Source organism: Halovulum sp. GXIMD14794, assembly GCF_054457455.1.
Map to the genome: position 1 here is coordinate 24,755 of NZ_JBTLNF010000003.1, position 23,566 is coordinate 48,320.

Genomic DNA, 23,566 nt, shown 5'->3' on the forward strand with positions numbered 1-23,566 from the left:
TTGGAGGCGACGACCGGAATCGAACCGGTGTACACGGATTTGCAATCCGCTGCGTAACCACTCCGCCACGTCGCCTTTGCTCGTCGCTGCTTAGAGATCGCTGCGGCAGCCGTCAAGCAGTTACCGCTTGATCTGCCGCTCTCAGGTTCTGCACTTGTTCCGTTCGGCGCTGGCTGATTTAAGCGCGACAGGTCGGCTTCGCTGACCGCCAATGGCATCTAACGCGTGGCGCGCCGTTCTAGGGGGATGCCGCGGCAATCGCGCGCTCGCAGGCGTTTTCCAGATGGTGCTTCAGGGCCTTTCGCGCACCCTCGGCATCCCTTTTTTCTATTTGGTCGATCAACGCCAGGTGCTCGTAGAACGCCGGACCCTCGGTGTGGAACCGGGGCGGCAGCGTTAGGCGTGTCAGGAGTTCCGTGGTCTCGATTTTCTTGTGAACGGCGGCAATCAGGTCGTTTTCCATTGCGGCGACGATCTCGCGGTGGAGACGCTGGTCCAGCTCGACGCGTTGCTGAAAGATGCGCAGCTCCTGTTCGGGCGTCGACGGATGGGTACGGATCAGCTCTTCGGTCTCCGCGCGAAGCTGGGCGATTTCGGTGGCGCTGACGTTCGCCACATAGGCGCGGATCGCCTCCAGTTCGATCATCGAGCGCAATTGAAACGTGTCGCGGATCTCTTTGCGTCCCGGCTCGTTGATGGCAACGCCGCGCTTCGGGATCAGGGTCACGATCCCCTCCGCCTCGAGCAGTTTCAGCGCTTCGCGGACCGAGGGCAGGGATGCGCCGGTGACATTCACGATCTCGCGCTGGCTGACCAGGTGTCCAGGTCGGAATTTCCGCTCGAGCAGCGCCTGCATGAAGTTGGCGCGCGCGGTTTCCCTCAGGCGTCCCGTGGCCTGATCGTCCGGGTCCCTGCGTGCGGCGGTCGCGTCCATCTCATCTTCCCTCGTACTGCGCCTGTGGTCCGAAACCATTCTTTCACAGCGGCTCGGCAAGCGCGAATCTATTGACACAGCTTGGCATCTTCGCGGATAAGCAACTTAAAGCACAGCTGAGCGCTCAGATAAATGCTCAGATAATGACGGGATCGAATGACCACTGGTCGGGGTCCGTTCAGCCAGGGAGGCGAAGTGGGAATGGTGAACGTGGCGGCAGCGCCCGAAACCGCGCGGACGGTAAACGAAGAGCGTCGGCAATTCTTCCGACGGCTGATCGTCTATGCTGCGTTGACCGGTGTGACCCTGCTGATGGCGTTCCCGATCATCATGATGGTTTCGGTCTCGCTGCGTCCGGCGATCGACACCTTCTCGTTGCCGCCCAAACTCCTGCCCGAAACGATCTATTTCGATGCCTATGTGCGTGTTCTCGAGAACCCGCAGTTCCGGCGCTTCCTGCTCAACAGTTATCTTCTGGGACTGGCGGTCACCGGGCTGTCGCTGCTGATCGGCACGCTCGCGGCATTCGGTTTCTCGCGCTACCGGTTCTTTGGCGACAAGGTCGCGAAGCTCTTCGTCATCACCACGCAGATGGTGCCGACCATCAGCCTGCTGATCCCGTTCTTCGGGGTCATCGTCTGGCTCAGGCTCTACGACACGATGTGGGGACTGATCCTCACATATCTGACCTTCGCGCTGCCCTATGCCGTCATCATGATGAACGGCTATCTCGATACGATCCCCAAGGATTTCGACGAGGCGGCGACGATCGACGGCTGCTCGCCGCTGGGCGTGCTGTTCCGGGTGCTGCTGCCGGTCGCCATGCCGGGGATAATCTCGACGGCGGTCTACACATTCCTGCTGGCCTGGAACGAGTTCCTGTTCGCCCTGGCGCTGACGCGCTCGATGGACATGCGGACTGTGCCGGTCGGGATTTCGATGCTGGTGGGGGAGTTCGGCCTGAAGTGGGACGAGATGATGGCCTTCTCTGTCATCGGATCGCTGCCGGTGCTGGTGCTTTTCATGCTGGTACAGCGCTTCGTTGTCAGCGGTCTCGCCGCGGGCGGGGTGAAGGGATGATCGAAGAACAGGGCCCACACAAAACGCCCGTACACAAGGAGGGAAGACCGACCATGAAACGCAGATCCATCCTCGCGCTGGCCACATCGGCTGCGCTTGCGGCGGGCGTGCCGGGTGCTGCCGCCGCCGACACCGAGATCGAATGGCTCCAGTGGTTCGCCGCAGAAGTCACAGACGGCACGTTCGAGGGCATCGCCGAGGAATTCGAGGCCGCAAACCCCGACATTAAGGTCACGCTGGTCACCCAGCCCTTCGGAAAGGTCCGCGAAAGCGTCGTGACCGACAATGCCATCGGGGTCGGCGCCGACGTGATCGGCATGAACATGCCCTGGACGATGGAGTTCCTGGATATCGGCATTCTCGAGCCGCTCGACGAATACCTCGCCCGCGATGACAACAGTTTCGACACCGGCGAACTGGTTCAGGGCCCGATTGGCAAGATCGAGGGCAAGACCTGGATGGTGCCGCTGAACTCCTTCCCCTTCGTGCTTCACGTCAACATGGAGCTGGTGAAGAAGGCCGGTTTCGACGCGCCGCCGACCAGCTGGGACGAATTGCTGGAACAGGCGACCGCGATCTCGAAGCTCGGCGACGGGATCTCGGGCATCGGTCTGCCGTTCAGCACCCAGCCGCCATCGAACGGCCCGATCCTGGTTTTCCTGCCGATCCTCTATTCGGCCGGCGGGAGGATCATGGACGGGACCACGCCGAACTATGACAACCCCAAGGTCGTCGAGGCGCTGATGCTTCTGAAGCAGCTCAACGATGCCGGTGCGGTCGCGCCCGGCGCCGCCTCGCGAACCGGGGGCGTCGACCTTGAGGAGTTCATCGCCGGTCGGACCGGGTTCCTGATCGCGCCGGGCCTGCATTCGAACTCGGTCACCAGTCGGAACCCGGATCTCGACTATCAGCTTGCGCGCATGCCGCAGAACGGGTCGAACGGGTTCCGCGATCACGGCTGGGAGGTCGCGATGTCGGCTTCGAGCGACAACAAGGATGCGGCCTGGAAGTTCATCGACTTCCTGCTCAGCCCCGAGGTAAACGCCCGGATCGCCAAGGCGACCAACACGCTGCCGGGCAACAAGGCCGCGCTGGACGCGATCGGCGAGGGGGCTGCAGAGCCGTTGCTGACGCAGATCGACATCGTCCGGAACGACGAGTCCGTCGAGGAAATGCGCCAGTCTCCGAAAGCCTCCGCAAGCTGGTCGGTCATGACCGAAGAGATCCAGGCGATGCTGCGCGGGGACCAGACCCCCGAAGAGACGGCGGCCAATACCCAGTCGCGCTGGATGGACCTGCTCGACTGACCCCACGGGCCGGCCGGGTCTCCCTGCGGCCGGCCCGTTCAGACCGATACTGAGGACGCTTCCTTGACCCGGATCTTCGACCGACTGACCAGCGGTGGCACGCCGTACTTCTTCCTGCTGCCTTGCATCCTGATCCTCGGAACCCTGTTGTCGTTCCCGCTCTACAAGGTTGTGGAGTACTCGCTCTACGACAACGTCATCGTCGAGCGCGAACCGACCTTCGTAGGGCTGGCAAACTACACCGAAATCCTCGGCAATTCAGCGTTCTGGAGCGCCTCGCTCAACACGCTGATCTTCACCGTGGGCTCGGTGATAGGCCACCTGATCGTGGGAACCGGCCTTGCGCTTCTGGTGAATGCGGATATCGCGCCGCGGGCGCGGACGCTGTTCCGCTCGCTGCTGATCCTGCCCTGGATATTCACAGCGGTGGTCGTGGCGTTGAACTGGCAACTGCTGCTCAACCCATTCGGCGTGGTGAACTACGCGCTGAACAGCACCGGGTTGGTCTCGGGGCAACTCGACTGGCTGGGCGATCCGACGCTGGCGATGTGGGCGCTGCTGTTGATCTCTACCTGGCGGGGCTATCCGTTCATCATGGTCAGCTTCCTGTCGGGTCTGCAGTCGATCCCGAAGGAACTTTACGAGGCAGCCGAGATCGACGGCGCAAGGTATTGGCACAAGTTCTGGCACGTCACCGTCCCCGAATTGCGGCCGGTAATCTACGGCGTGGCGCTTCTGGACCTGATCTGGACCTTCCAGCTGTTCCCTCTGGTCTGGCTGACCACCGGGGGTGGGCCGGGGCGCGAGACCGAGGTGCTGTCCACCATGACTTTCCGTCTGGCGTTCGTCGATTTCGAGTTCGCGCAGGCCTCTGCCGTGGCGGTGTCGATCCTGGTGATCTCGGCCGCGTTCACCGTCCTTTACCTGCGCAACGAAGCGCGGCGCATCTGAATACCGGAGCAGCAACATGTCCAGAATCGAGATCCGTGACCTCGTGAAGCGCTATGGTGCCCAGCAGGCGCTGCACGGCATCAACATCGACATCGGCGAGGGTGAGTTCTGCGTCCTCGTCGGCCCATCCGGCTGCGGCAAGTCGACGACCCTGCGCATGGTCGCGGGGCTCGAGTCCATCTCGGACGGCGAGGTCCGTATCGGCGAGCGCGTGGTGAACGGGCTCAAGGCGAAAGACCGGGGCATCGCGATGGTGTTCCAGAACTACGCGCTCTATCCGTCCAAGACGGTCTACAACAACATGGCGTTCTCGCTTCAGTTGTCGCGGATGCCAAAGCCCGAGATCGACCGCCGGGTGCGTGAGGTCGCCGAGATCCTGGAACTGACGCCGCTGCTCGAACGCAAGCCCGGCGCGCTGTCTGGCGGGCAGCGCCAGCGTGTCGCGATGGGCCGGGCGATCGTGCGCGACCCTGAGGTGTTCCTGTTCGACGAGCCCCTGTCGAACCTCGACGCGAAGCTTCGGGGCCAGATGCGGGCCGAAATCAAGCGGCTGCACCAGCGGCTCAACAACACGATCATCTATGTTACCCATGACCAGGTCGAGGCGATGACGCTCGCCGACAAAATCGTCATCATGAAGGACGGCAGGATCGAGCAGCAAGGAACGCCCGAGCAGGTCTTTCACGACCCCGCAACGCTGTTCGTCGCCGGCTTCATGGGCAGTCCGCCGATGAACCTGCTGGAGTGCGTGGCGACGCCCACGGGTATCCGCGCGGGTGAGGTGCAGATCCCCTGCCTCACGCCAACGGGCATCAGCGCCGGGGATGCGCTGGTGTTCGGCATTCGCGCAGACGATATCCGGCCTGCTGCGGGCGGTGACAGCGGGTTCCGTTTCGATGCCAGCGTAAGTCTGGTCGAGCAGTTGGGGACCGAGAACCTTGTTCATTTCGAATTCGGCCCCGGCACGATGATCGGCAAGACCGAGGGCCGGTTGCGGCTGGCCGAGGGGGTTGGTGTGCCGCTGACTTTCCATATGCAGCATGCCTATTTCTTCGACCCCGCGACCGGGGCACGCCTGCGGTGAGTATGCTCGCGAAGCCTGTGGGTCTGGGCTTCGGACTTCTGGGTGTGTCCAACGTCGCGCCGATTTCCGACGCCGAGGCCGAGCGGATGTTCGCGGCTGCCCTGGATCTTGGCATACGTCGGTTCGACACCGCGCCCCTCTACGGGGGCGGCGTGTCCGAAGAACGCCTTGGCCGCCTGCTTGGCGGTCTGGAGCGGTCGTCCTACCGTCTGTCCACAAAAGTCGGGCGCTACCGGCCCTACGCGGCCGCTGTGACCAACCCTATGGACAATCCCGGCGACTGGCACGACTACTCTGCCGACGCCACGCGGCGTTCGATCGAGCAGAGCCTGGCCCGGCTGGGGACGGACCGGCTCGACATCGTGTTCATCCACGACTGCGACGCCCATATCGGTGAGGCCTTGGACGGCGCGCTGCCTGCGCTGGCAGACCTGAAATCGCAAGGTGTGATTGGCGCTATCGGCTGTGGCAGCAACATCGCCGCGACGCATGTGGACCTGCTCCGGAGGTTCGAGCTCGACGTGCTGATGGTCGCTGGACGCTTTACCTTGCTCGACCAGAGCGCCGCTCCGGAGCTGCTTCCTTTGGCAACTGCCAAGGGCGTCGAGGTTGAACTTGCCGCCCCGTTCAACTCAGGGATTCTCGCCACCGGAACATCCGACCCAAGGTCCCGCTTCGATTACCTCACCCCGGACGAGACGATGTTGAACCGCGTGCGCCAGATAGAACGCATCTGTTCGGCTCACGATACGACGCTGAAACGAGCGGCGCTGGGCTACCCTGCCGCGCACCCTGCGGTTGGGCGACTCATTCTAGGGCTGATCGGTTCGGCGGGGCTGAAATCGAACCTCGAGGATCTGCAGACGCCCCCGCCTAAGGAGTTGTGGGACGACCTCGCCGGCATCGGTATTCCCCATCCCATCGGCTCGTTGCCCGAAGACTGACTTTATCTAGGGTTCCGAGGCCTTCGGAGCATGTAGTATGGACCGTAAAGCCCAGTACCATCGGGGTGAGAGGCAATAATAGCCAGTAAAGTTAATGGTTTTTATACGTGGGGTCTCGCGGTAATGCGCGATTTTTATTCGGAGGATGCGTTCGTTGCATTCAAGAGTCCTCGCCGGCAAGCCACTTTGACGGCGTTTGCCGTGCGCTCGATGTTTTACGCTGTGTTCGGGCGATGCTATCCATATTTGATAGCTGGGTGAGTTCGCCCCCCAAGCATGCCTTGAAGTTACTGCTCCCCGGGCCGGCTCGACGCGGGGGATTGCGGTGTGGACCCCTCTGCTCCGAAGCATCGCGTCTATCGGAAACGCGGCCGGTTGCGTGCGCGGCGTTGCCCACCGGGGCGGGATGTGGCACATCCCGTTCAACAAAGGGTTCGGACGAGAGTATCTGCTATGACCGACTATGCTGCAGCGCGCACCCAGATGGTGGACAGCCAGGTGCGACCCTCGGACGTCACGCGCTACCCCATTATTGATGCGATGTTGGCTGTTCCCCGTGAAGAATTCGTACCCGCGGCGCTGAAACCGGTGGCCTATGCAGGCGCGCATGTTCCGCTGGGCGGCTCGCGGGTGGTGCTGGATGCGCGGGTGTTTGGAAAGATCCTCGATGCGCTCGAGATCGGGCCGTCGGATCTGGTGCTCGATATCGGTTGCGGCCTGGGCTATTCGAGCGCCGTGATTGCGCGACTGGCCGAGGCGGTGATCGCCGTTGAGGAAGACCCCGAGATGGCGCGCGATGCGGCCGAGACCCTCGCCGCGCAAGGCGCAGATAACGCTGTGGTGACCGAAGGGCCGCTGGCCGCCGGCGACGCGGATCACGGGCCCTATGACGTCATCATGCTCGAGGGCGGTGTGGAGCACATTCCCGACGCCCTGTTCGATCAGCTGAAGGAAGGCGGCCGTATCGCCGCGATCCATATCGACGGAACCGCCGGGCGGGCGCGTATAGGCGTCAAGTCGGCCGGCCGCATCGCGTGGCGGTTCGGCTTCGATGCGACCGCACCGGTGCTGGAGGGCTTCGAGGCAACACAGGCCTTTGAATTCTGACGAAGCTCTTTGAGGCGCGCGGGTTGCGACATAGGATCCGCGCTGAGCAGTAAAACAACAGGCGACCGAAACATGGCCCTCTCCCGCACCGTCGGAACCCTCCTTGCCGGTACGATGCTTGCTGTCGGCGTCTTCGCGCCGGTGCAGGCGGACACCCTGACCGATACGCTGATCCGCGCCTATCAGCTGAGCCCAGTGCTCGAGACTGAGCGTGCCCGGCTGCGCAATACCGATGAGAACGTCGCGATCGCGCGCAGTGCGCGGCGGCCCACGCTGGACGCCCTGGCCACAGCGGATTTCTCCGGCACCGACAATACCGACTACGAGCTGCGCGACAGCTACCAGGCGCAGCTGCGCTCGTCGCTCCTGCTTTATGATCACGGCCAGACCGCATCGGCAATCGAGGCTGCAAAGGCCGCCGTCGCCGCAGGCCGTGCGTCGCTGCGCGATGTCGAACAGCAGGTGCTGCTGGCTGCCGTCACGGCCTACATGGACGTGCGCCGGAACATCCAGGCCGTGCAGGTCGGGGTCAACAACGTGACCGTTCTGGAAGAGCAGGTTCGCGCCACGCGCGACCGGTTCGAGCTGGGCGAGGTGACCCGGACCGACGTGGCGCTGTCCGAATCGCGCCTGGCCCAGGCGCAGGCGAACCTGGCGGTGTTCCAGGGCGAGTTGACCGCCTCGGAAGAAGAATTCCTGTCGGTGGTCGGTGTGCCCGCGAGCAACCTCGAGGCTCCTCCTCCGCTTCCGGCGGTGCCGCCGACGCTCGACCGGATCGAGGCGGTTGCAATCGCCGAGCACCCCGCGCTTCTGGCTGCCCGCTACCTGGAGACTGTGGCGCAGTTCGACCTGCAGCGCGCCCGCGGCGCCCGCGGCCCGTCGCTGACCGCCGACGCGATCGCCGGCGTCAGCAACACCGACACGCTGATCAGCCGCGATGGCGACAATCAGCTGAGCCTCGGCTTCACCGGCAACCTGCCGATCTACAAGGGCGGCGAGCTGAGTGCGCTGGTCCGCCAGGCCGAAGCCGTGCTGCAGCAGCGCCGGTTCGAGCTTCAGGACACCGCGCGGATTATCCGCCAGAATGCCGCGACTGCGCTGTCGACCCTTCAGGCCGCCCGCGCGACCATCGTCGCGAACCGCGAAGGTGTGCGCGCGGCGCAGATCGCATTTGAGGGTGGGCAGGAAGAGGCTACCCTCGGCGCCCGGACCACGCTGGAGGTCCTGGACCTCGAGCAGGATTTGCGCGACGCGCAGCTGGCGCTGGCCACTTCCCTGCGGGACGAATATGTGGCAGCCTATTCTCTGTTGTCCGCCATGGGGCTCTTGAGTGTCGAGTTCCTTAATCTTGGTATCCCCACATACGATCCGGACGTGAATTACAACCGGGTGTCCAGTGCGCCGTATTCCACGGTCGAGGGGGGCATCATGAAGCAGCTGAGCGACCGGTACTCCCGCTAGGGCCCAGGCCCTTCGGGGCCGGCCGGCGAGAGGGGGACTAGACCGATGAGCGATTCCGATACCCTGCCCGAGCAGGACGATGACCTGCTGAGCACGATTCGCGCCCTTGTTTCGGAAGAGGCCGCGCGGGCCGAACCGGTCCGACCGAAGACCGCTGACGACCCGTTCTCCAGACAGGACGCCGGCGCCGTCGAGCGGGCACCAGACAGCGCCAGCGTAACCCCGCTACGGTTGACGACCGATGAAGCGCCGCCAGCGGCCCGTGCAGGTGCTGCACCTCTGATTTTGGATCAGCCGGTGAAGCGGGGCCGGGTGCCTACTGCACCGATGTACGACGAAGATGCCCTGCGGGGCATCGTCACCGAACTGGTTCGCGACGAGCTGGAGCAGATGATGGGCGAAGAACTGGACATGCGCCTGCGCAAGGCCGTCCGGCGCGAGATCGCCCGTCTGGCAGAACAGCGGGCGCAGCGCCGCGAGACCTGAACCTCAGGCCGCCGGATCGGGCGCGGCCCCGGATGTCACATCCTGCCAGATTGCGCGCGGCCGGTAGCCAGGGCGCGCTGCACTCCGGGCCTTGACGCTCGGGTGTTCCGCCTCGCCCGGGGCCAGCCCGGCAATACGCGGCGCGCGCGAGACGAAGTAGCGCGCGTTGCGTCTCCACGTCCCGAAGGCCGGGGCTGCCGGATCGGTGGGGAACTGCGCCTGCCAGCCCGGCGGCAACAGCAGACCGCAAGCTTCGGCCCGGGTCAGCATCCAGACTAGCGAAATGTTCGAGAGCGGCCTGGCCGGGGGATAGGTTCCGACCTGTCCGCCGATGTCGGCATGGCCACCGGGGAACCAGACCTGCTCGAGGCGGCCGTTTCCAGTGCCGTTTCGCTGCCAGAGCACCGGTTCGTAGGCGGTGCGGGTCTCGTCGATAGCCAGCGCGTGACAGGCGTGCCGCACCGTCGGGCCGAGGTTGTAGTCGTGGAAATCCGTCGCCATTGGCGCGAGATGGCTGAGGAACGGGTAGGGGATGCCCAACGCGCCCACCGTGTCGAAGACGCCGATGAACTGGATCGGCACGTCCTGCCGGCAGTAGCGTTGCGAGAACCGGTCGGCATGCGGGTTCGGCATCGGTGACTGGTAGTAGCGGAAAGCACGGTGTACCCGGCGCTGGGTGGCATGGCGGCGGCGTAGCAAACCGATCCGGCCGATGAACCCCGCCAGCGACCGGATGGCGTAGGCCCCCCGGGAATAGCCGAAGAGGATGATCCGGTCGCCTTCGACATAGCGCGAGCAGAGCGTGGCGTATCCAGCCTCGATGCTGTGGTTTATCGTCGTCCCGGCGATCACCGTGAGCCACTTGCTCCAGCCGGTGCCTTGCACGCCGGGGTCATAGCCTACGGTCTGCCGGGCGTTCGGCCCCAGTGAGGCAACCAGCTTGTAGATCTGCCCGACATTGCTTTCATGCCCGTCGTGAAGGCGGCTGAGGGTGCCGTCGATCAGAAAGACATGGGTACGGGGCGGGCGCTCGGGCATATCGTCAGTAGACGCGTGCGCCGGGCGTCCGGCAAGGGGCCTGCCGCGCGATTGATACGGTTGTGAGGCGGCGCGAGCCGAGCTGGCTCAGCGGCCCGAGAGGCGGGCGTTGCGACCGCCGCGGCGCTTCGTAGGGCTCGCCTGCCGGTCGGGCAAAGCGGACATGATCGCGCGGCGCTCCTCGGGTGACATGCGCGACCAACGGGCGATCTCGTCACCGCTGCGTTTGCAGCCGAGGCAAAGGCGTGTCTCGGGATGGAGCATGCACACCTTGGTACAGGGGCTCTCGATCTCGTCCCGCGTCCAGGTCATTCGGGGTTGCCCGCCATATAGGTCAGCCGGTCAAGGAAGCCTTGCAGGATGACGGCGGCGGCGACGTGGTCGATCACCTCGGCCCGGCGGCGGCGCGAGGCGTCGGCTTCGAGCAGGGCGCGTTCGGCGGCGACCGTCGACAGGCGCTCGTCCCAAAGCATCACAGGGATCGGATGGCGCGCGGTGAAATTCCGGGCGAAGGCGCGGGTGGACTGGGCGCGCGGTCCCTCGGTGCCGTCCATGTTGCGCGGCAGGCCCAGCACCAGCCCGCCGATCTGTCGCCCTTCGATCAAGGCTTGCAGCGCGTCGGCATCGGCGCCGAACTTCTTGCGCTTCACAGTCTGAAGCGGCGAGGCGACCGAGAGCCGCCCGTCGGAAACCGCGACGCCGATGGTCTTGGTGCCGAGGTCCAGCCCCATCAGAGCGCGTCCGGCCGGCAGGGCCGCGCGGAATCCGGCGGCGTCCTCGTGGATCAATTGACGATCTCCGCATCGCGGGCGGCCTGTTCGATCACCGCCAGATCCTGTGGCGCCGAGGCGAAAACCTCGCGCGCCTCGTGGTAGATGTCGTTGGCTTGGCCGCGTTCGCCCAGCACGCCGAGCGCGCGGATCAGCTGTGCCCAGTCTTCGGCCGGGCCGCCTTCGGTTGCGAGCCGGTCCGACAGACGGTCGACCATTCCGCGGATCATCTGCGCCCGATCCTCGGGGCTCATGTCCTGCGCGGCGGCGATGTCGTCCTGACTGGGGCCGGAAATTGCGGCGCCGGGTATCTGCGGCATCGGTTGGCCGATAGCAGCGGCGACCTCGGGCATTTGCGTCGCGATAGGGCCGAGCCAGGGCGCGTCGGGTGTGCTTTCGCTGAGCAGCCGGGTCCAGAGGTCGTAGGTGATGTCCGGACGGCCCGCCTGCCGCGCGGCCAGCCCCGAGAAATAGCGTGCGCGAGGCTGTCTGGGGTCCAGCTCCAGCGCGGAGATAAGCGCTTGCTCGGCCTCGGGCGACACGAAGCCCTGGGTGGCGAGAATGCGGAACTCGGCCAGATTGGTCAGATCGGCGGCGGTCAGGTCGTCGCCGAGGATCTCAAGCACGGTCTCCTGCGCCGTGGCAGCCTCTGCATAGCGACCCAAGCGGGCGAGCGACGCGGCCAGCAGGCGGTGCCCCTGCAGGTCCTGCGGGCGGTCGACGAGGACTGTCTTCAGTCGCTCGATCAGGTCCAGCTGCTCGGGGTCGGCGTCGGGCGGCTCGAACCCGCTTGCGGCGAGCTGCGCTTCGGCCTCTGCCTGGCTGGGGCGTTCGGCCCACGCGCGCGCGTTGTCCTCGAAGCGGGCTTCAATAGGGCGATCCTGTGCTCCGGGAGCACCTAGCCCAAGATAGAGCGCGCCGCCGCCCGCTACGACCACAACTGCGATCAGTCCGGCGGCAGCCCGATTGGCACCAGAGGGAGCAATGCCGGCTGCATCTGTGCCGCGATCGGCCGCCGCCAGCAGCCGGCGCGAGACCTCGGCCTTCAGCGCGGTCGCCTCGGCCTCGGTGATCGTGCCACGGACGAGATCGGCATCGACTTCGTCCAATTGCGCGCGATAGACCCGCGCGGCGCGGTCGGCCCGGCTGGCCCCGGCGCCCGGCACCAGGATGGCGCGCGCGAGCACCGCGACGACGAGCAGTCCGAGAATTGCGGCAACCAGCCAGAACACCATTGCGAGCCTCTTGCAGACGAGGCGCCATTATCGACGGCAGGCCCCCGGCTGCAATGCGCAATCCGGTGAGGCGTGCCGGCCATGACCAAATGTCGCAAAACGCGGGTTTCCTGCCGTTCGGCGGCATGGCCCTCTTGCACAGGCCCGCTACACCGGTCAGCGTTCCGGGAAACATTGGGCGGAGGAAGTCGGATGAAGCGCTACTCGGTCTTCGCCATCGCGCGGGAAGCCATGCGCCACCACGAGGGATGGCAGCGGGCCTGGGCCTCGCCCGAGCCGCGGGCGGAGTATGACGTCGTGATCGTCGGGGCCGGCGGGCACGGTCTGGCGACGGCCTACTACCTGGCGAAGAACCACGGCATCACCAATGTCGCTGTGCTCGAAAAGGGCTGGTTGGGCGGCGGCAACACCGGGCGCAACACGACGATCATCCGCTCGAACTACCTGCAGGACGAAAGCGCCGCGATCTTCGAGAAGTCGCGGGCTCTGTACGAGAATCTCAGCCAGGACCTGAACTACAACATCATGTTCAGCCCGCGCGGCGTGATTATGCTGGCCCAGACCGAGCACGAGTTGCGTGCGTGGAAGCGGACAGCGCACGCGAACCGACTGGCCAATATCGAAAGCCGCATGGTCTCGCCCGCCGAGGTGAAGAAGATCGTCAAGGTCATCAACATCGACGGCCCGCGCTATCCGGTGCTGGGTGGGCTATGGCAGCCTCGCGGCGGCACGGCGCGGCATGACGCGGTCGCCTGGGGCTACGCGCGGGCGGCCTCGGACATGGGCGTGCACATCATCCAGAAATGCGCGGTGACGGGCGTGGACCGGGATGCGAACGGGGTGACGGGCGTGCAGACCGAGAAGGGGCCGATCCGCTGCAAGAGGCTGTGCTTCGTGGTGGCAGGCTCGTCCGGGCTGCTGGCCGAGATGGCGGGGTTCCGGCTGCCGGTCGAGTCGGTCGCGCTGCAGGCTTTGGTGTCCGAGCCGATCAAGCCGGTGCTGGACTGCGTGGTCATGGCGAACACGGTTCATGGCTACATGAGCCAGTCCGACAAGGGAGAACTGGTAATCGGTGGCGGCGCGGACGGGTTCAACAACTACACCCAGCGCGGCAGTTTTCAGCACATCGAGGAGACCGTGCGCGCACTGGTCGAGACGTTCCCGCTGATCTCGCGCCTTAAGATGCTTCGGCAGTGGGGCGGAATCGTGGACATGACCGGCGACCGGTCGCCGATCATCGGCGCGACCCCGGTCCCGGGGATCTTCATCAACTGCGGCTGGGGCACGGGCGGGTTCAAGGCGATCCCGGGCTCGGGCTGGGCGACGGCCGAGATGCTGGCCGACGGCGCGCCGCGGGTGCTAGCCGCGCCGTTCTCGCTGGAGCGGTTTGCAGAGGGGCGGATGATCGACGAGAGCGTCGCCGCCGCGGTCGCGCACTGATGCAGTTCTACGGAATACGCCCGTTCAAAAGAAAAGCCGCCGGTGCCCTGGAGGGAACACCGGCGGCCTGTTCACTGAGATCAGAGACCGCGACCGAAGTCGTAGCGATCCGCGTGGCGGATGCGCGGTTTGTGGACCGGCTTGAAGATCCGGTAGAGCACGAAGAAGGAAAGTACGAGCAGCGCGTAGAAAGTCACGGCATTCACCGTGTCCGAGCTTTCGAACCCGAAGGGCTCGTAAAGAAAGGCGCCAACCGTTTCCTTCGCCGTCTCGTGGACCTTCTGCAGGTCAGAAATCCACTTCCCGTTTTCAGACATTCACATGCCCCCAATCAATACGCGGTAACCAATTACGACTATGGCAATAATACATTATCGGAAGGTTTCAGCCAATCCGGTACGGAAGCCGTGACAGTCTGCACTGGTTGGGCTCATAAACCTCAGTCGGAAGGCCGGGGGCAGCCCATAAACTCCCGGGAAAAATCATATTTTTCAATATGGTTACGGGGTCTGAAGTGCCTTCCCTCCGAAACACGCGGAAATTGTGGCATACATATCGAAACCTGTGATTATATTGCCGCAGTTTCGCCGCAATTCGAATTCGCATCCTTGACCCGGGCGATTGATTCGCCGCGTTTGATCGGAGGTGCCCCGTGCTTCTGCTGACCTGTCCCTGCTGCGGCGTGACCGCTGAAGAGACCGAATTCCATCCCGGCGGTGAGGCGCACCTGACCCGAGAGGGGCCAGGGTCCGACCCAGCTGTGTTCAGCGACTACCTGTTCACCCGCAAGAACCCGCGCGGTGTGCATTTCGAGCGCTGGCGCCATGCCTTCGGCTGCGGGAAGTGGTTCCACGCGGCGCGCTGCACGGCCACGCTGGAGGTGTTCGGAACCTATCCGGCACAGGTGAGCCGCCCGCCCGACGACATCCTCGACGCCATCCGTGCTCGCAGACCCGAATGGGAGGATCGCCCATGACCACGCGCCTGTCCTCGGGCGGTCTGCTGATCGACCGGTCGAAACCCGTCGAGTTCACCTTCAACGGGGCGCGTCTGAGCGGCTATGCCGGCGACACGCTGGCCTCGGCATTGCTGGGTAGTGGCAAGGTACTGGTGGGGCGCTCGTTCAAGTACCATCGTCCGCGCGGAATCTATGCCAGCGGTGCCGAAGAGCCGAACGCGCTGGTCTCGCTTGGGACCGGCGCCCGTATGGAGCCGAACCAGCGCGCCACCACGACGGAACTGTTCGCCGGGCTGGAGGCGCGCTCGCAGAACCATTGGCCGAGCCTCGAGATGGACATCGGCGCGGTGAATGCGGGTCTGTCGAAGTTCTTCCCTGCCGGTTTCTACTACAAGACCTTCATACACCCGCGTGCGGCTTGGAAACATGTGTTTGAACCGGTGATCCGGCAGTCGGCGGGCCTGGGTCCGGCGCCGAAGGACGGGGATAGTGATCCGGATACGTATGAGTACTTCTATGCTTTTGCCGATGTGCTCGTGGTCGGCGCAGGTATCGCAGGTCTGACGGCTGCCCGTCGCGCCGCCGAGGCTGGCGCACGCGTCCTGCTGCTGGAGCAGTCCCCGCACGCGGGCGGACGCGCCTTGACGGATGGTGATCGGATCGACGGTAAGGTCGCCGCGGACTGGGTGGCCGAGCAGGTTGCCGCGCTCGAGACGACGCCGAATGTCACCCTGCGTTTCCGTACGCAGGCCACGGGTGTCTACGACCACGGTTACGTTCTGGCTGGAGAGCGGGTGGCGGATCATACGCCGGGCGACGGGCGGCCACGGCACCGTCTGTGGCGGATCCGGGCGGGGCACGTGATCACCGCGACGGGCGCGATCGAGCGGCCGCTGGCGTTTGCGGGCAATGATCGGCCGGGGGTGATGCTGGCCTCTGCCGTGAGGGACTATGTCAGGCTCTACGGGGTCAGCCCGGGGGACCGGACGGTTATCGTGACTGGTAACGACGACGCCTACCGCACGGCGCTGGCGCTGCTCGATGCCGGGCTGACCGTACCTGCGGTGATTGACGCGCGCACCTCGGCGGACGGACCGCTGGTGAAGGCGGTGCGGGAGCGCGGCGTGCGGGTCGAGACTGGGCGCGGCGTCTCGAGGGTCTGGGGTGGGCGCAAGGGCGTGACCTCGGTCGAGATCTGCGCGCAGGCGGGCGAGGGGGCACCGCTGGAAGAGATCGATTGCGACTGCGTGGCTGTCTCGGGCGGCTGGTCGCCGGTCGTCCATCTCTGGTCGCACTGTGGCGGCAAGCTGAATTGGGACGATGCGCGGGCGATGTTCGTGCCGGATCCGGAGCGCGCGCCGCTGAACCATGACGGCGCGGCGATGGTGGCGACGGCGGGCGCGGCCTCGGGTGGCTTGCAGGCCGATGCCGCGTTGGCGGATGCGGCGGCGGCGGCTGACCGCGTGATCGATGCGCTGGGGTTGAGCGTGGACATGGCCGTGCCGAAGGCCGAGGCGACCGAGGAGGGCATGCCTGAGGCGGTCTGGATGATGCCGCAGGGCGCTGCCGTGAAGCTGCGCGAGAAGGCATTCCTCGACTTCCAGAACGACGTGAAGGTCTCGGACGTGCAGCTGGCTGCGCGGGAGGGGTTCGAGAGCGTCGAGCACGCAAAGCGCTATACCACGTTGGGTATGGCGACGGATCAGGGCAAGTTGAGCAATATCAACGGGCTGGCGGTCCTGAGCCAGAGCCTCAATACCCCGATCCCGCAGGTGGGGACGACGACCTTCCGTCCGCCCTACACGCCGCTTTCTTTCGGCGCGATCTCCGGCGAGGCGCGGGACGACCTGTTCAAACCGACGCGCAAGACTGCGATCGACGGCTGGCTCGACGGGCAGGGCGCGCACTGGGAGCCGGTGGGCGACTGGCGGCGGCCTTATGCAATCCCGCGGCAGGGCGAGAGTGTCGAGGATGCCGTCACGCGCGAGATCCTGAACACACGGCAGAACGTGGGGCTTCTGGATGCCTCTACGCTGGGCAAGATCCTGGTGAAGGGGCCGGATGCCGCGAAGTTCCTCGACCTGATCTACACCAATATGATGTCCACGCTGAAGGTTGGGCGCTGCCGCTACGGGCTGATGTGCACCGAGAACGGTTTCCTGTTTGACGATGGCGTGGTGGCGCGGCTGTCCGAGGACACTTTCCTGTGCCACACGACCTCGGGCGGGTCGGACCGGGTGCATGCCTGGATGGAGGAATGGCTCCAGACCGAGTGGTGGGACCTGAAGGTCTATACCGCCAACGTCACCGAGCAGTACGCGCAGATTGCCGTCGTCGGGCCGAAGGCACGGATGGTGCTGGAGGCGCTGGAAGGCATGGATGTCAGCCGCGAGACGCTGCCGTTCATGGGTTTCGCCGAGGGCCGGTTGGCGGGGATCCCGGCGCGGGTGCACAGGATCTCGTTCTCGGGTGAGCTGAGCTTCGAGATTGCCGTGCCATCTGGCCTGGGGATGGAGTTCTGGAATGCCTGCCTCGAAGCCGGGACCGAGCACGGCATCCAACCCTATGGCACCGAGGCACTGCACGTCATGCGGGCCGAAAAGGGCTTCATCATGATCGGCGACGAGACCGACGGCACCGTCACGCCGCATGATCTGAACATGAGCTGGGCGGTCAGTAAGAAGAAGGACGACTTCATCGGCAAGCGCGCGATGGAGCGGGCGTTTCTTATGGCCTCGGACCGCAAGCAGCTTGTGGGACTGGAAACGCTCGATCCGCAGGAGGTGCTGCCGGATGGGGCGCATGCGGTCGAGGGCGAGCCTCGGCCCGACGGGATCGCCTCGATGATCGGGCACGTGACCTCGACATATTACTCGCCGACGTTGGAGCGCTCGATCGCTATGGCGCTGATCAAAGGCGGTGCGGACCGGATGGGGCAGGTGCTGCGCTTCCCGGTCGAGCGCGGCAAGGTGATCGAGGCGAAGGTGGTCGATCCAGTCTTCCTGGATCCGGAAGGGGAGCGGCAGAATGTCTGACACACGCATCATCGGCCCCGAGCACCGGGGCATGATCACTCTCCGCGGCAATCTAGGCGACGAGACCCTGCGCCGTGTGGTGACCGAGGTGACGGGGGCCGATTTCCCCGAGCAGCGGCGGATCACCTTCAACGAGGACTTCGGCCTCGCCTGGATGTCGCCGGACGAACTGCTGATCCTGCTGCCTTTCGAGCAGGCAGCCGACACGGCCATGATGCTGACCGGGCGACTCGAAGACATGCATCATTTGGTTGCCGACGTCTCGGATGCCCGCAGCCTGTTCCGGATCGAGGGTCCGGCCGCGCGCGAGGTGCTGGCCAAGGGTGCACCGGTCGATCTGGCGCCGGGGCGTTTCGAACCGGGCGACTTCCGGCGCACCCGCCTGGGGCAGGTCGCTGCGGCCTTCTGGATGCCTTCTGAAGACGCGATCGAACTGGTCTGCTTCCGCTCGGTCGAAAGTTTCGTCGCACGCTGGCTGACTGTTGTCTCGGATCAAAACGCCATAGTTGGTGTGTATTGACGGTTAGCAACTGTTACGTGCATTGACTGTGGTATGAGTGCAACTTTTGGCGATGTGTTCGCGTTTCCCCTTGGTCAATCCTGGCTGATAGGGTTTGCCTTACGTTGCGGCAGTTGACCGATTCAAACTGTTACCGGAACATTGAAATTGTTCAGCGAAAGGGGAACGGTGTTGAGGACGACCTTGATGACGATGGCGGTGCTTACGGGCATCGGGTCGCAGGCTTTCGGGCAGAGCCTGAACATCTGTGTCGAGGGCGCCTATCCGCCGTTCTCCTTCACAACTGAAAGCGGCGCCGTCGCCGGTTTTGACATCGACATCGCAAACGCGCTCTGCGCCGAGATGGGGTACGAGTGCACCCTGGTCAAAACCGGTTGGGACGGCATCATTCCCGCGCTGCTCGAGCGGAAATGCGACGCGATCATCGCCTCGATGGCAATCACCCCCGAGCGCAAGCAGGTCATCGACTTCTCGATGAAGTACTACAATACCCCCGCTCGCTTCGTTGGCCGCGAAGGGATGACAATGGACGATCTCAAGGATGCGGTCGTGGGGGTGCAGCGCGGTACGGTGCACTACGACTATATGCGCGGCGAGCACCCCACCGTCGATGTGAAGCTCTACACCTCGCAGGACGAGGCATTCCTGGATCTCGCCGCTGGCAGAGTCGATGCCGTGATGGGCGAGAGTATCGCCACCGCGAATGGGTTTCTCGAGACCGACGACGGAAAGGGCTTCGCTTTCTTCGGCCCGCCGATTTCGGTGCCGAAATACCACGGCATTGGCGCAGGAGTTGCGGTGCGACAGGGTGAAGAGGATCTTCGCAACGCGTTTTCACACGCGATAGGCGAGCTGCGGGCAAATGGCACCTATCAGAAGATAAATCAGAAATACTTCGATTTCGATATCTTCGGCGGTTGACGGTGTCCGGCGCGGCACCAATCTGCTGCTGAGACCATGCAGGAACTTATTCCCTATGTGCCGCTGCTGCTGCGCGGCACCGCGCTAACCATTGCCTTGGCCCTGTGCGGCATGGCGCTTGCGACGGCGATCGGCCTGTCATGCGCGGCGCTGCGCCTGACGGGCGGCCGGGCAGGGCGTGGCGTGACGCTCGCTTATACGACGCTGGTGCGCGGTATTCCCGACTTGGTGATGGTGCTGCTGGTCTACTTCGGTGGCCAGCGGATGCTTAACGATATTGGCGCGCTTCTGGGATGGGAGCATATCGGTCTCTCGCCCTTCGTCGCAGGGGTGCTCGCGCTGGGGATCATCTTTGGGGCCTATCTGGCCGAGACATTCCGCGGTGCGTTCCAGGCAGTGCCTACGGGGCAGGGCGATGCAGCTCGGGCCCTAGGGCTCGGACGCGGGACCGCGTTCCGCCGCGTATTGCTACCGCAGATGTTGCACCACGCGCTGCCGGGTTATGCGAACGTCTGGATGGTGCTGGTGAAGTCGACTGCGGTGGTTTCGGTCATCGGGCTTGGTGATCTGGTTGGTGTGGCGAATGACGTCGGGAAGTCGCTGCGCTCTCCATTCGTCTTCTTTGGCTTCGCTCTGTTGGCTTACCTGGCAATAACACTAGTGTCCCACCGCCTGTTGACCAAGGTTGAACGACGCCTCACTCCGCCCGGCCACGCCGCATGAAGCTGAACCTGATCGCGGAGAACTGGCCGCTCTTCGTCGAAGGCCTCTGGAATACCGTGACGCTGACCGGGCTTGCGGTCGTGATCGGGCTTGCGATCGGTCTGCCAGTCGCGCTGCTGCGACTGCACCATGTACGAATTTTCTCCGCTCTCGCGAATGGCTATGTGTACCTTTTTCGCGGCACGCCGCTGCTGGTCCAGCTTTACATGGTTTATTTCGGACTCTCCCAATTCCGGTTCGTGCGCGACAGCTGGGCCTGGGAGTTCTTACGCGAGGCGTGGTGGTGTGCGTTGATCACCTTCAGCCTGAACACAGGCGCCTATATTGCCGAGATCATGCGCGGTACGATGGCAGCTACCCCGAGGGGCGAGATCGAGGCGGCGCGAGCCTTGGGACTGCGCCCGGCGCAGGTCGTCAGACTGGTGCGGCTGCCCTCGGCCTTGCGGCGCGCCCTGCCGCAGCTTGGTAACGAAGCCGTGTTCATGCTGCATGGCTCGGCGGTAGCGAGCGTTATCACGATTACCGACATCCTGGGCGCGGGGCGGACGCTGAACGCGCAATACTACCTCGCCTACGAGGGTCTGCTGACGGCTGGGGCCCTTTATATGCTGGTTACGCTCTGCGTCGTGTTGGCATTCCGGGCGCTCGAGCGGCGCTACCTCGGGTACCTCGGACTGTCGCCTCTCAAAACCCGCTCCCCGCTTCCTGCCATGCGTTGAGTGCATGCCGGGACTGCTGTCTTGTGCGCTGCAATAGAAATCTCGTGTGCCTATCTCTCCTGTCGACCGGGACGCCTGAGGGGTGCCCCTCAAGTGACAGGAGCCAGAGATGACTAACTACTACTACAGTGACCCCGACTTTCTTATACGCGCCGAGCGCCAGGCGAATGCCCTCCGCGCTCAGGTGCTTGCGAACGGCCTGCGTGCCGCTTTCCGCGGCCTTGCTGCCGTACCGGGCCGTCTGGCCCTGATGCTGCGCCGCACCGCGCACATCTGACGACTACCCGGGCCGCGAGGTCCGGTTCGTGTTTCCTCCCTGACTTGGCCGCCCCCTTGCGAGGCGGCCTTTTTTCGTGCTTGTGGCAGGGCACGCCGCCGAAGGACCGATGATGAGCCAAATCGACCGCCCGCATATCCACCTGCGCCCTAACAAGAACGCCCAGCCGCTGCGCTTCGGCGCGCCCTGGGCTTTCGCTGATACGCTGGTGCTGGACCGGCGGGCGCGCAAACTGGCACCCGGAACGCTGGTGGTGCTTGAGGATTCCGAGCGCAATCCGCTGGGGCTGGCGGCCTTCAATCCCGAGAGCCGGATCGCCGCGCGGATGCTTTCGCGAGATCCGGACGAGGTGGTCGATCAGGACTGGTTCGAGACCCGCTTCGCCCGTGCCCTGGCCTTGCGCGAGACGCTTTACGATGCGCCATTCTACCGACTGGTCCACGCCGAGGCCGATGGCCTGCCTGGTGTCGTCGTCGACCGGTTCGGCGATGCCTGTGTGATCCAGCCGAACGCGGCTTGGGCCGAGGTGCTGCTGGAGCCGATGGTCGCCGCCCTGCGCGCAGTCACGGGTGTGACTACCGTGGTCAAGAATGCCTCCGGGCGGGCGCGCGGGCTGGAAGGGCTGGATGACGTATCCTCGGTTCTGGCGGGGGCGCTCGACGGGCCCGTGGATGTGCCGATGAACGGCGCGGTCTATCGGGCGGACCTTGAAGGGGGACAAAAGACCGGGCTGTTCTATGACCAGCGCCCGAACCATGCTTTTGCCGCGCGGCTGGGCAAAGGGCGGCGGGTGCTGGATGTGTTCAGCCATGTCGGCGGCTTCGGGCTTGCCGCGCTAGCCGGTGGCGCGGACAGCGCGCTGGCGGTGGACGGGTCCGCTGCGGCGCTTGCCCTCGCCAGCGAAGGGGCCGAGCGGTCGGGCCTGGCCGAGAGATTCGCGACACGTCAAGGAGACGCGTTCGAGGTCATGGGGGAATTGGCCGAGGCCGGTGAGCGGTTCGGTTTGGTGATCTGCGATCCGCCCGCCTTTGCCCCTGCGAAACCGGCGCTCGAGGCCGGGCTTCGCGCCTATGAGCGCGTCGCGCGGCTGGCGGCCGGATTGGTCGAGCCGGGCGGGTTTCTGGCGCTCTGCTCCTGCTCGCACGCCGCCGATCTGCCGAAGTTCCGCACCGCCAGCCTCAGGGGCATCGGCCGCGCTGGGAGGTCGGCGCAGCTGCTTGCGACCGGCGAGGCCGGGCCGGATCATCCGGTGCATCCCTATCTTGCCGAGTCGTCCTATCTGAAGGCGATCTTTCTGCGGCTAGACTGATGCGCCTGTTCCTCGACGCCTGCATCCTGTTCCCCACGGTCCTGCGGGAAATCCTGCTCGGCGTGGCGGGGCAGGGCGGGTTCGTGCCGCTCTATTCTCCGCGCGTGCTGGAGGAATGGGCGCGCGCCGCCGCCCGGCACAGCGCCGAGGCCGAGGGGATCGCGAGGGCCGAGATCGCTCTGATGCGGGCAGGTTGGCCCTCGGGCGAGGTCACTCCAGCGGAGGGCGTGGAGGAAACGCTTTCGCTGCCCGACGAGAACGACAGGCATGTACTGGCCGCGGCACTGGCGGGCGACGCCGAGGCAATCGTCACGGTCAACCTGCGCGACTTCCCGGGGCGGACGCTGGCCCGGCACGGGTTGCTGGTCCGCACGCCGGACAGCGTTTTGGTTGAACTACTCAATGAAGGAAGGGTGTCTGTAGCCGAGGCCGCCGAGGATGTCCGGAAACGGACCGAACGGATCTCGGGGCGCGAGCAACCGCTCAGGCCGCTTCTGAAACGCGCAGGGTTGCCCCGGCTGGGCAAGGCGCTGAGTTAGCGCGCCTGCCAGTTGGCGCTCAGTTGTTCGATCTGGGCGATGCGGTCCTGCGTCTTGGGGTGGCTCATCAGCCAGGCCAATTGGCCGCCACCACCGCCGGCCATGCCTTCGAGCTTCTGGAACAGCGAGACCTGCGGCCCGGTGCCGATCCCGGCCTTGGTTAGCAGTGCCGCAGCATAGGCATCGGCCTCGTACTCGTCCTGCCGCGACAGGCGCGCGGCCAGCAGCGAGGTCAGCAGCCCCGCAAGGTAAGGCCCGATGCCGGGGATGAACCGGCTCAGCACCATCGCAAGGATCGTGCGGATCGCGTTCTGGCCCGAGAAGTCGAACATCCGCCGTTTGGAATGGCCCAACGCGACATGACCCAGTTCGTGCGCGATGACCGAAGCCAGTTCCGCTGCGCTCACCTGACCCAGACGGTATTTGTCGAAGAAGCCGCGCGTTATGAAGATCCGTCCGTCCGGCGCGGCGAGGCCGTTGACGGCGGGAATCTCGTAGATGTGGACGCGGATCCGGGGCAGGTCCAGTTCGCGGGCCATGTCGCGGGTCAGCCGTTCGATCGCCGGGTCCGCAAGCACGGTGGATTGCGCGTCGAGCTGGCGTTTGAGGCGCCAGGCCGAAAGCATGTACATCCCCACCGCGAAGGCGATGGCCAACAGGATCGGAGTCAGCCGTATCATGCCTCAGATATGGGGGACGCGGCCGACCCGGGCAAGCGCCGGCCACGT

Annotated in this window: 25 protein-coding genes and 1 tRNA gene; 18 read left to right on the forward strand and 8 right to left on the reverse strand. The window is 65.0% G+C overall.

Annotated features, from left to right (window positions below):
- Position 1 precedes the first annotated feature (1 nt).
- Both ACW9UR_RS02450 and ACW9UR_RS02455 read right to left on the reverse strand, forming a co-directional pair.
- Positions 2-75, reverse strand: a tRNA-Cys gene (locus ACW9UR_RS02450).
- Between the two features lie 163 nt (positions 76-238).
- Positions 239-934: a GntR family transcriptional regulator gene (locus ACW9UR_RS02455; RefSeq protein WP_458915319.1), complete on the reverse strand. Its 696-nt coding sequence runs from the start codon at positions 932-934 to the stop codon at positions 239-241.
- Between the two features lie 156 nt (positions 935-1,090).
- Between ACW9UR_RS02455 and ACW9UR_RS02460 the strand changes: the two genes are divergently transcribed.
- The 8 genes from ACW9UR_RS02460 to ACW9UR_RS02495 all read left to right on the forward strand — a co-directional run bounded on the left by ACW9UR_RS02460 (position 1,091) and on the right by ACW9UR_RS02495 (position 9,354).
- Positions 1,091-2,014 (forward strand): carbohydrate ABC transporter permease, encoded by a 924-nt coding sequence (locus ACW9UR_RS02460; protein ID WP_458915320.1) that lies wholly within the window; start codon positions 1,091-1,093, stop codon positions 2,012-2,014.
- 53 nt (positions 2,015-2,067) lie between these two features.
- Entirely contained in the window at positions 2,068-3,321 is a 1,254-nt protein-coding gene (locus ACW9UR_RS02465; RefSeq protein WP_458915321.1) for an ABC transporter substrate-binding protein, read from the forward strand.
- A gap of 63 nt (positions 3,322-3,384) precedes the next feature.
- Positions 3,385-4,272, forward strand: coding sequence for a carbohydrate ABC transporter permease (locus tag ACW9UR_RS02470; RefSeq protein ID WP_458915322.1), 888 nt, complete (start codon positions 3,385-3,387; stop codon positions 4,270-4,272).
- A gap of 16 nt (positions 4,273-4,288) precedes the next feature.
- The gene (locus ACW9UR_RS02475; RefSeq protein ID WP_458915323.1) at positions 4,289-5,356 is read left to right on the forward strand and encodes an ABC transporter ATP-binding protein; all 1,068 of its coding nucleotides are present in this window, start codon (positions 4,289-4,291) and stop codon (positions 5,354-5,356) included.
- Between the two features lie 2 nt (positions 5,357-5,358).
- The gene (locus ACW9UR_RS02480; protein WP_458916152.1) at positions 5,359-6,300 is read left to right on the forward strand and encodes an aldo/keto reductase; all 942 of its coding nucleotides are present in this window, start codon (positions 5,359-5,361) and stop codon (positions 6,298-6,300) included.
- Positions 6,301-6,753: 453 nt separating this feature from the next.
- Entirely contained in the window at positions 6,754-7,407 is a 654-nt protein-coding gene (locus tag ACW9UR_RS02485) for a protein-L-isoaspartate O-methyltransferase family protein (RefSeq protein ID WP_458915324.1), read from the forward strand.
- Between the two features lie 72 nt (positions 7,408-7,479).
- On the forward strand, positions 7,480-8,868 hold the full coding sequence (locus ACW9UR_RS02490) for a TolC family outer membrane protein (RefSeq protein ID WP_458915325.1): 1,389 nt from the start codon (positions 7,480-7,482) through the stop codon (positions 8,866-8,868).
- Positions 8,869-8,913: 45 nt separating this feature from the next.
- On the forward strand, positions 8,914-9,354 hold the full coding sequence (locus tag ACW9UR_RS02495; RefSeq protein WP_458915326.1) for a hypothetical protein: 441 nt from the start codon (positions 8,914-8,916) through the stop codon (positions 9,352-9,354).
- A 3-nt stretch (positions 9,355-9,357) separates the two neighbouring features.
- Here the strand turns inward: ACW9UR_RS02495 and ACW9UR_RS02500 are convergent, their stop codons facing one another.
- The 4 genes from ACW9UR_RS02500 to ccmI all read right to left on the reverse strand — a co-directional run bounded on the left by ACW9UR_RS02500 (position 9,358) and on the right by ccmI (position 12,397).
- A complete protein-coding gene (locus ACW9UR_RS02500) occupies positions 9,358-10,392 on the reverse strand; it encodes a DUF2235 domain-containing protein (protein ID WP_458915327.1) in 1,035 nt (344 codons plus the stop codon).
- 87 nt (positions 10,393-10,479) lie between these two features.
- On the reverse strand, positions 10,480-10,704 hold the full coding sequence (locus ACW9UR_RS02505; RefSeq protein WP_458915328.1) for a DUF1289 domain-containing protein: 225 nt from the start codon (positions 10,702-10,704) through the stop codon (positions 10,480-10,482).
- Positions 10,701-11,180, reverse strand: coding sequence for a Holliday junction resolvase RuvX (ruvX, locus tag ACW9UR_RS02510; protein WP_458915329.1), 480 nt, complete (start codon positions 11,178-11,180; stop codon positions 10,701-10,703). The genes ACW9UR_RS02505 and ruvX overlap by 4 nt, the downstream gene beginning before the upstream one ends.
- Complete coding sequence (ccmI, locus tag ACW9UR_RS02515) at positions 11,177-12,397, reverse strand: c-type cytochrome biogenesis protein CcmI (RefSeq protein WP_458915330.1); 1,221 nt, start codon at positions 12,395-12,397, stop codon at positions 11,177-11,179. The genes ruvX and ccmI overlap by 4 nt, the downstream gene beginning before the upstream one ends.
- A gap of 192 nt (positions 12,398-12,589) precedes the next feature.
- Here ccmI and ACW9UR_RS02520 point away from each other — a divergent pair, with 192 nt between their 5' ends.
- Positions 12,590-13,837, forward strand: a complete 1,248-nt coding sequence (locus ACW9UR_RS02520; protein ID WP_458915331.1) for a sarcosine oxidase subunit beta family protein — start codon at positions 12,590-12,592, stop codon at positions 13,835-13,837.
- A gap of 80 nt (positions 13,838-13,917) precedes the next feature.
- On the opposite strand, the gene ACW9UR_RS02525 is transcribed toward ACW9UR_RS02520, so the two are convergent.
- Positions 13,918-14,154, reverse strand: a complete 237-nt coding sequence (locus tag ACW9UR_RS02525) for a hypothetical protein (protein WP_458915332.1) — start codon at positions 14,152-14,154, stop codon at positions 13,918-13,920.
- Positions 14,155-14,489: 335 nt separating this feature from the next.
- Between ACW9UR_RS02525 and ACW9UR_RS02530 the strand changes: the two genes are divergently transcribed.
- From ACW9UR_RS02530 to ACW9UR_RS02570, 9 genes are all read left to right on the forward strand, one after another.
- Positions 14,490-14,813: a sarcosine oxidase subunit delta gene (locus ACW9UR_RS02530; protein ID WP_458915333.1), complete on the forward strand. Its 324-nt coding sequence runs from the start codon at positions 14,490-14,492 to the stop codon at positions 14,811-14,813.
- Complete coding sequence (locus tag ACW9UR_RS02535) at positions 14,810-17,830, forward strand: sarcosine oxidase subunit alpha family protein (protein ID WP_458915334.1); 3,021 nt, start codon at positions 14,810-14,812, stop codon at positions 17,828-17,830. Before ACW9UR_RS02530 ends, ACW9UR_RS02535 begins: the two co-directional genes overlap by 4 nt.
- Positions 17,823-18,350: a sarcosine oxidase subunit gamma gene (locus tag ACW9UR_RS02540; RefSeq protein WP_458915335.1), complete on the forward strand. Its 528-nt coding sequence runs from the start codon at positions 17,823-17,825 to the stop codon at positions 18,348-18,350. Before ACW9UR_RS02535 ends, ACW9UR_RS02540 begins: the two co-directional genes overlap by 8 nt.
- 171 nt (positions 18,351-18,521) lie before the next feature.
- Complete coding sequence (locus ACW9UR_RS02545; protein WP_458915336.1) at positions 18,522-19,271, forward strand: transporter substrate-binding domain-containing protein; 750 nt, start codon at positions 18,522-18,524, stop codon at positions 19,269-19,271.
- A gap of 36 nt (positions 19,272-19,307) precedes the next feature.
- Entirely contained in the window at positions 19,308-19,994 is a 687-nt protein-coding gene (locus tag ACW9UR_RS02550; RefSeq protein WP_458915337.1) for an ABC transporter permease, read from the forward strand.
- Complete coding sequence (locus ACW9UR_RS02555) at positions 19,991-20,713, forward strand: ABC transporter permease (protein WP_458915338.1); 723 nt, start codon at positions 19,991-19,993, stop codon at positions 20,711-20,713. Before ACW9UR_RS02550 ends, ACW9UR_RS02555 begins: the two co-directional genes overlap by 4 nt.
- A 109-nt stretch (positions 20,714-20,822) precedes the next feature.
- Positions 20,823-20,990 carry an RSP_7527 family protein gene (locus ACW9UR_RS02560; protein WP_458915339.1) on the forward strand — a complete coding sequence of 56 codons (168 nt, stop codon included), beginning with the start codon at positions 20,823-20,825 and terminating at the stop codon, positions 20,988-20,990.
- A gap of 121 nt (positions 20,991-21,111) precedes the next feature.
- A complete protein-coding gene (locus tag ACW9UR_RS02565; protein WP_458916154.1) occupies positions 21,112-22,299 on the forward strand; it encodes an RSP_2647 family RNA methyltransferase in 1,188 nt (395 codons plus the stop codon).
- On the forward strand, positions 22,299-22,838 hold the full coding sequence (locus tag ACW9UR_RS02570) for an RSP_2648 family PIN domain-containing protein (RefSeq protein ID WP_458915340.1): 540 nt from the start codon (positions 22,299-22,301) through the stop codon (positions 22,836-22,838). Before ACW9UR_RS02565 ends, ACW9UR_RS02570 begins: the two co-directional genes overlap by 1 nt.
- Here the strand turns inward: ACW9UR_RS02570 and ACW9UR_RS02575 are convergent.
- Positions 22,835-23,518 (reverse strand): M48 family metalloprotease, encoded by a 684-nt coding sequence (locus tag ACW9UR_RS02575; RefSeq protein WP_458915341.1) that lies wholly within the window; start codon positions 23,516-23,518, stop codon positions 22,835-22,837. The genes ACW9UR_RS02570 and ACW9UR_RS02575 overlap by 4 nt on opposite strands.
- Positions 23,519-23,566 lie beyond the last annotated feature (48 nt).